This window comes from Gilliamella sp. N-G2 (assembly GCF_002142215.1).
Taxonomy (GTDB): Bacteria; Pseudomonadota; Gammaproteobacteria; order Enterobacterales; family Orbaceae; genus Gilliamella.
Genome location: NZ_NAST01000043.1, coordinates 1 through 7,854 on the forward strand (window position 1 = coordinate 1; position 7,854 = coordinate 7,854).

The 7,854-nt window shown below is 27.2% G+C and carries 6 protein-coding genes; 3 read left to right on the forward strand and 3 right to left on the reverse strand.

The genetic code is table 11. The annotated features are described in order from the left end of the window. Nucleotides 1–949: glycosyltransferase family 8 protein (locus B6C99_RS12455; protein ID WP_143413970.1), on the forward strand; the 949-nt coding region annotated here is incomplete at its 5' end. Here the strand turns inward: B6C99_RS12455 and B6C99_RS12460 are convergent. Next, nucleotides 950–1,918 (reverse strand): glycosyltransferase family 8 protein, encoded by a 969-nt coding sequence (locus B6C99_RS12460; RefSeq protein WP_086360120.1) that lies wholly within the window; start codon nucleotides 1,916–1,918, stop codon nucleotides 950–952. 192 nt (nucleotides 1,919–2,110) lie between these two features. Here B6C99_RS12460 and B6C99_RS12465 point away from each other — a divergent pair, with 192 nt between their 5' ends. Beyond that, on the forward strand, nucleotides 2,111–3,088 hold the full coding sequence (locus B6C99_RS12465) for a glycosyltransferase family 8 protein (RefSeq protein WP_086360121.1): 978 nt from the start codon (nucleotides 2,111–2,113) through the stop codon (nucleotides 3,086–3,088). An 18-nt stretch (nucleotides 3,089–3,106) separates the two neighbouring features. Further along, nucleotides 3,107–4,174, forward strand: coding sequence for a glycosyltransferase (locus B6C99_RS12470; protein WP_086360122.1), 1,068 nt, complete (start codon nucleotides 3,107–3,109; stop codon nucleotides 4,172–4,174). A gap of 39 nt (nucleotides 4,175–4,213) precedes the next feature. On the opposite strand, the gene msbA (B6C99_RS12475) is transcribed toward B6C99_RS12470, so the two are convergent. Beyond that, a complete protein-coding gene (gene msbA / locus B6C99_RS12475; RefSeq protein WP_086360123.1) occupies nucleotides 4,214–5,986 on the reverse strand; it encodes a lipid A ABC transporter ATP-binding protein/permease MsbA in 1,773 nt (590 codons plus the stop codon). Nucleotides 5,987–5,991: 5 nt separating this feature from the next. After that, nucleotides 5,992–7,746, reverse strand: coding sequence for a lipid A export permease/ATP-binding protein MsbA (gene msbA, locus B6C99_RS12480; protein ID WP_086360124.1), 1,755 nt, complete (start codon nucleotides 7,744–7,746; stop codon nucleotides 5,992–5,994). Nucleotides 7,747–7,854 lie beyond the last annotated feature (108 nt).

Genomic DNA, 7,854 nt, shown 5'->3' on the forward strand with positions numbered 1-7,854 from the left:
ACGTATTATTAATATTGTATATTGTACAGATGCGAATTATTTAGAACATGTTGGTGTATCTATTACTTCAATCATACTTAATAATAAAAATCATAATATTCATTTTCATATTTTTTTATATGATGTTTCGGAAGAAGATAAAAACAAGCTCAAGGAAATTAGTCCTTTAATTAATCTTTATTCTATCCCAACAGATGAGTTAGATAAATATTCTGAAATTCAGAATGATAAGATAAAGCATATAAATCGCTCAATGTATATTCGCTTATCTGTACCAAGATTATTACCTGATTATGTTGATAAGTTTATTTATTTAGATGCAGATATACTATGCTTTAGTGATATATCTTCTATTTTGAATATCGATATTGATTCGGTAGTTTGTGCTGTGACGGCCGACTCTTTAGACGTAAATAATATGTTACAAAATAGAAACCGTTTAGGTTTAGCATCTGAAAAATATTTTAACTCTGGTTTTTTATATATAAATACTCAAAATTGGAAAAAATTTGATACCGAAGATAAAGCTAACCAAATATTATTATCTCCGCAAAATTATAATCTTATATACCCAGATCAAGATGCATTAAACATTGTTTTGCAAAAACAAATTAGTTTTATTAATGTAAAATGGAATTATTTATTTACTTGGATGAATGATCAAGAAAAAGAATCTTTTTTCCATAATAAACAATCATTACCATGTTTTGTGCATTTCACTGGCGCAAGAAAGATATGGTATCAAGAACATACAGGTCTTGCCCAAAATATTTATTGTTTTTATAAACATTTTACCCCATGGGCTAACTATAATTTAAAAAGTTATAAATCTAAAATGAGAGTAAATGATTATCGAATTTATTCTATATCTTTTTTCAAACAGAAAAAATTTAAAGAAAGCGCAAAATATTTCTTACATTATATTAAATTAAAACTATTCAAAAAGTAATTAATTTACTTTTCTTAGTAAATATAAATAATAAAATTTTATAGCCGACATATAATGTTTTTCTTTAAAACAATACTTTGCATAATTACGTAACCAAGATTTTTTTAATGCTAATGGACGTTCTAAATCTTTCCAAGGAGATAATTGATAATATTTCTTAAATAATAGAGAATTAAACGTTTGATACCATGGTTTATACCCTGTCACATAATGTAACAAAACGGTATATTTCGCTATTTTTTTCTCTTCACTACAAGGTATGGTGATATGAATTTTTGTATTATATTTAATAGGTAAAAGAATAGTTTTGTTTTCTAATAAAATATTAAGAACATCTTGATCAGCAAAACGATAAATATTCCCATCATTTACTTTTTTAATACATTTATTTGTTAGATCATTTTCCATCCACTTTTCAGTATTAATTAATAACACACCAGAATTAAAATATTTCTCTGCGTCAATAGAATATAAAGTTTTTATTTCATTTTGCATTGGTTTATCATCAGGAATAACTCCTGCAACACAATTTGATATATCCGTATTATATAATTCTGAAATTGATTTCAAACAAAGAATATCACTGTCAAGATATAAAATTTTTTTTACCTGAGAATGTAATAGAGCAGGTAGAATAAAACGAACACAAGAAACAGCGGATAAATAACCTAATACTAAGGTATCTGGATTAATATCAAAATTACCATTTAAATAGTATATTTTTATACTGACATTATATTGAACAAGTTCTTTTAGCTTAGCTATATTAGCAATAGAGACGTTATCAACAAGAAGATGAAAACAAAAATGTAAACTATCATTATTTTCAATTACTGAAGTTATAGTTACCCCTGCAGGCATTGCATATTTATCATCAAATGCAAGTGCAATATGCACTATCTCATTATCTTCAGTATTTGTTAGTGCAAATCTTTCAATTTTACTTATATATTTTTCTGAATTAAACATTGATTATTTCACTTTATAAATTTTTTCTATTCTAAATAAATACATTAAATGTGTAAATTCATTTGATAAATTAAAAACTTTGAATTTACCAGATTTTTATTTATATTAAAATTTTTACCTATATTTTGTTAACAATCGAATATATAATTAGCTACATCTTTTGTTAGAAAAATAAGAATTAGAATTAATTAAATGTATAACGTTAATAACTTTATTGACCAGATTGAACCGATAAGTAATAATCATAGTCAACAGTTTCCAACTCTTCACATTGCTTTAGGTTTTGATGATAATTATGCAATGCCAGCAGGCGTAACAATATCATCAGTTATCCAAAACACTCCGAATTACAATCTTCATTTCCACTTATTTGTTGATAATGTTTCACCAATAAACATTGATAAGTTTAAAAAAATTAACTCTTCTAATGTATCAATTACATTATATTACTTGAATAATAATTTTATCATTAATCCCAAAACATTGGTTTTGCATATTTCAACTGTATCAACTTGTATTCGTTTTATTATGCCAAAGCTCCTAGTCTCAGTGACTGACAAATTAATTTACCTTGATAGTGATGTAATTTGCTTAAAATCATTAGCTAAATTAGCTGAATTCAATATTGACGATTATATAGCAGGTGTTGTTAGTGATACTAAAGATATGCAACAAGCTATTAGTAAAATGTATAATATTGATTCGATAAAATACTTTAATGCTGGAGTTTTATTGATAAATACCAAGAAATGGTGTGAAGAAAAGATTTCTGAAAAAGCATTAACATTAATTAATGATGGTAATATTTATAAATTTGCAGATCAGGATGTTTTAAATATTCTATTGGAAAATAAAACGCTATTATTGCCTATAAAATTTAATACTAAAATAAAAATTTCAATCGACGCACATCAAGAAAAAGAAATCAGGCCATATACTGTCATTTTACACTATATTTCGCAAAACAAGCCTTGGTTTAAAGTCTATCTTTCTAAAATTTTTGAGTATTATTTAGCTTTATCTCCTTGGAAAGATGAACAGTTGCCTTTAAGTGGTAATAGTTCATCTATAAGAAATTATGCTAAATATTTATTTAAACAAAAATACTATTATAAATCTATTTATTACTATATTATTTATTTAAAATATAAATTATTCCTCAAAAAGTAATTATCTAATTAAAATTTTATGATAAATAACACCGTTTGTCTTTCTATAATTATACCCTGTTATAATGTTGAAAACTACATTATAGATTGTCTAGATTCTGTAACAAAATATAACTCTAATTCAATTGAGATCATATGTATTGATGATGGTTCAACCGATAATACACAGCACATACTTGAACAATATCGTTATAAATTCGAAAATATCAGAATAATCAAGCAACAAAATCAAGGAGTTAGTCAAGCTAGAAATAAAGGCATTGAGTATTCCAATGGTAAGTACATTTTATTCATTGATTCAGATGATATTATAAATTCTGATTTACTCAAAAAATTCTTAGACAGTTTAAGTATTATGCCTCAATTAGATTGTTTTTATTTTGATTATACATCTTTTAAAGAGACAGAAATAATCTCTTATGCAACTAATTTGGAGACAATAAAAACAAAAAGTTTCACTACAGGAATAGAGTTATTAAATTATTTACTAGAAAAAAGAAATTATTCTGGCGTTGTATGGCGATTAATTTTTAACCGAAAATTGTTATCAGAAAAATTCATTGAGAAAAATCACGAAGATCATAATATTTCGCTTTCTATTATCTCAAAAGCGAAATTAACTTATTATTTCATTGATAAAAATTGTTACTTTCATCGAGTTCGCTCTTCCTCTTTATCAGAACAATATATTGATGATTTAAATTTAAAAACTTTAATAAAAGTTTTAAATCAGTGCATAACAAAAATTAATAAACTACCATTATCCGATAAAGCAAAATGCAATTACATTTTTGCCATGAATATAACCTATTTAGAATCACTATTAAGATCAGATAAAATATTTACAACAAAAATAAAGGATAATATTGTAAAAGAACTCGGTTTCCTGAAATTAATGATACGTATCATTAATAATAAGAAATCGAATGCTATAAGAAATATTTTTTATATACTCAAATTTACAAAAAAGAACCCTTGTTCATTTTCTGTAAAAAAAGCACTGCTAAAATGTGCTATAACTAAAAAATATCCTGATTTAAATATCAAAAAAGATTACAAATCCTATTCATCTTTAAATAAATTTTAAAAATATATTAAGCATATTTATTACACAATCAATAAATTATTATTCATTAAAATTACTTTTATATAATTTTGTATATGCGCCATCTTTTTTCAATAACTCGGTATGTGTACCTTGCTCAATAATACTTCCCTCATTCATTACTAATATTTGATCAGCATTTTCAATAGTAGATAATCTGTGAGCGATAACAATAGATGTTCTTCCCTTTTGTAATATATCTAATGCTTTCTGTATTTCTTTTTCTGACTCGGTATCTAATGCAGATGTGGCTTCATCTAAAATCAGAATAGGGTTATCCCTTAATAGTGCTCTTGCAATAGCTATACGTTGGCGTTGACCACCTGATAATAAAACACCATTTTCACCAACAACTGTATCAAAACCTTTATCGAATTGTTTTATAAAATCATAAGCATTTGCTTTTTTAGCAGCTTCTTCTATTTGCTCCAGAGAAAATTCACCAATTTTTCCATATGCTATATTATTTGCAATAGTGTCATTAAATAAATGCACATGCTGTGATACTAATCCTATTTGATTCCTTAAACAGTACAATGTGTAATTACTAAGATTAATTCCATCAATAGTTATTTCTCCATCAGAGATATCATAGAAACGAGTTAATAGATTCGCAATTGTCGTTTTCCCTGATCCTGACTTTCCAACTAAAGCCACTGTTTTACCAGCAGCCACAGAAAAACTAATATTGTTTAATGCTAAATCTTGTCTTGTGGCATATTTAAACGAAACATTTTTAAAAATAATATTTCCTTTAACTTTATCAATATTGACATTACCATTATCTTGTTCAATTGGTTGTTCTAATAGAGAAAACAATGTTTGGCAGGCAGCCATACCCTTTTGGAATCCTGCATTTACACTAGTTAGACTTTTGATCGGTTGCATTAAAGCAACTAATGATGAAAAAACGACAGTAAACTCACCAGGGGTAATATTTAAATCAGGATTACTTGCTGTAAGTAATACAAAAGCTATAGCAAATGAAATAACAACTTGAACAATAGGTGTTGATAATGCTGAAATAGAAACTAATCGCATGTTATCACGACGAAATTTATTACTTACTTTTTCAAAGTTTCTATTTTCTTCCTCTTGTGCCCCGAATATAATAATTTCTCGATGACCTTTTAACATTTGCTCAACAGACATTGTCACATTGCCCATTGAATTTTGCATATTTTTTGCCAATCTTCTAAATCTAATTGAGATAAAAGTAATAAGACTTATCACTATAGGTGTAATAATGATTAAAGAAAGAGATAATTGCCAGCTATTATAAAACATTGTATAAAATAGACCGCAAATAAATGCTGTTTCACGTATTATAGTTATTAAAGCGTCTGATGAAGATGCTGCGACTTGGTCTGTATCATAAGTAATACGTGACAACAACCGTCCTGTTGAATTTTGATCATAATAACTAACTGGAGCATCAACAAAATGACTAAATAATCTCTGACGTATTTTCATCACAATCTTTCCAGAAATTAATGACAAAAATACAGAATAACCATAGTTTGCAATTCCACGCAATAAGACTAATCCAAAAATGTAAAAAGGAGCCATTAGTAAAAAATCTTGATCATTCATAGAAAAACCACGATCCAATAAAGGCCGTAATAATGCTATCAATGAGGTATCAGCAAATGCACTTGCTATAAGCAAAATAACAGATAAAAATAAAAAGAATTTATGTTCCATAATGAATGGAAACAACTTTAAAAAAGTCTTCCATGTAGAAAAATCTTTATCTATATCATTAATATTGTATTGGCTATTTTGTTGATTCATATTTATTATTTACTTTGTTTATTTTGAGTATTAAATTGCATTTCATACATTTGTGCATAAATTCCATTTAAATTGATCAATGACTGATGATCGCCATCTTCGATTACTTTTCCATCATCAATAACTAGAATACGATCCGCTTTTTCAATTGTAGACAAACGATGAGCAATAATAATAGAAGTTCTATCCTTCTGTAATATGTCTATTGCCTCTTGTACTAATCTTTCTGATTCGTTATCTAATGCAGAAGTTGCTTCATCAAAAATTAATATAGGATTATCACGTAACAAAACACGCGCTATTGCAATTCTTTGTCTTTGTCCACCAGATAATAAAATCCCATTATCACCTATTTGAGTATTGATACCATGTTCCAACTTATTAATAAATTCAATAGCATTTGCTTGCTTAGCAGCTCTTATAATGTCATCCTCACTATGGAATTCTTGTTCACCATATGCAATATTTTCTGCAATTGAACCATTAAATAAATGAACATTTTGCGACACGTAACCAATTTGCTTACGTAAAGATTTCAATGTGTATTCTTTAATATTTATAGAATCTAATAAAATTTCGCCTTCTGATACATCATAAAAACGTGGTAATAAGTTAGCAATTGTTGATTTACCTGCACCTGAGCGTCCGACAAGTGCTATCATTTGACCTGCTTCTATTTTTAAACAGAAATCATTAAGCACTGGAGTATTTCTTGTTGGATAAGCATAAGTGACATTCTTAAATTCAATGTTTCCTTTTACTCTATCAGCTAGTATAGTTCCATTATCATCTTCTAATGGAGAATCTAAAAGAGCAAACAGTGATTCACAAGCAATAGTACCTTTTTGAAGCTCAACATGTAAGCTTGTTAATTCACGCAATGGACGCATCACGGCAACCATTGCCGAAAAAACAACAGTAAATGAACCTGGCGTAATATTTAAATTTTGGCTTGCGACTAAATAAAGTATAAATCCTAAGCCAATCGTTGCAATTAACTGAATTATAGGAGTTGATAATCTCGAAACTATTTCAATTTTCAACATACCTCGCCGAAAATTATCTGTTATACAATCAAAATTACGTTTTTCATACTCCTTTGCATTAAAAATTAAAACTTCTTTATGACCTTTTAACATTTCGTCACTTGCTATAGTAATTTGTCCCATTCCAGCTTGCATTGAAGCTATTGTCTCTCTAAATTTTTTAGCAATAAACTGGGCAACAAAAATAATTAATGGAACTAAAATAATCAATATTGAAGCTAATTTCCAACTTCCATATAACATAACAAGACATAAGCCCACAGCATAAGTTATTTCACGAATAATTATAATTAAAGCGTCAGATGAGGCTTTGGATAACATCTGAGTATTAAAAGTAATAACAGAAACCAGATCTCCTATAGATTGTTTATCATGAAAACTAATGGGACTTTTAACCAAATGATTGAAAATCATTTGTCTAAACTTAGTTACAACTTTTCCTGATAACCAAGAAAGGCAATATGTTGAAATATAATTCGATAATCCTCTAAGTAAAATTAATCCAATAATAGCAATTGCGATTATAATCAGAAGAGAATAATTTTTATCCATTAACCCATGGTCAAGTAAAGGTTTAGTAAGCGATATTAACGTAGCATCAGTAGCTGCATTCAATAACAACCCAAACACGGCAACAATTAATGCTTTTTTATATGGTTTAATAAATGGCCAAAGTTTTTTCAACGAAGTAATTGAGTTTAATTTTTGAGGCATAATAGAATATTAAAATAGTAATTTAGGTACAATTATACACTATATAAGACTTTCTCGTTAATTTAATTGTGTTATGATTAAGGAATAATTCATCATAAAATATTAATA

Excerpts from the sequence above, each read along its gene's own strand:
- B6C99_RS12460 (WP_086360120.1), bottom strand. The coding sequence starts at position 1,918 with ATGTTTAATTCAGAAAAATATATAAGTAAAATTGAAAGATTTGCACTA.
- B6C99_RS12470 (WP_086360122.1), top strand. The coding sequence starts at position 3,107 with ATGATAAATAACACCGTTTGTCTTTCTATAATTATACCCTGTTATAAT.
- msbA (WP_086360123.1), bottom strand. The coding sequence starts at position 5,986 with ATGAATCAACAAAATAGCCAATACAATATTAATGATATAGATAAAGAT.
- B6C99_RS12465 (WP_086360121.1), top strand. The coding sequence starts at position 2,111 with ATGTATAACGTTAATAACTTTATTGACCAGATTGAACCGATAAGTAAT.
- msbA (WP_086360124.1), bottom strand. The coding sequence starts at position 7,746 with ATGCCTCAAAAATTAAACTCAATTACTTCGTTGAAAAAACTTTGGCCA.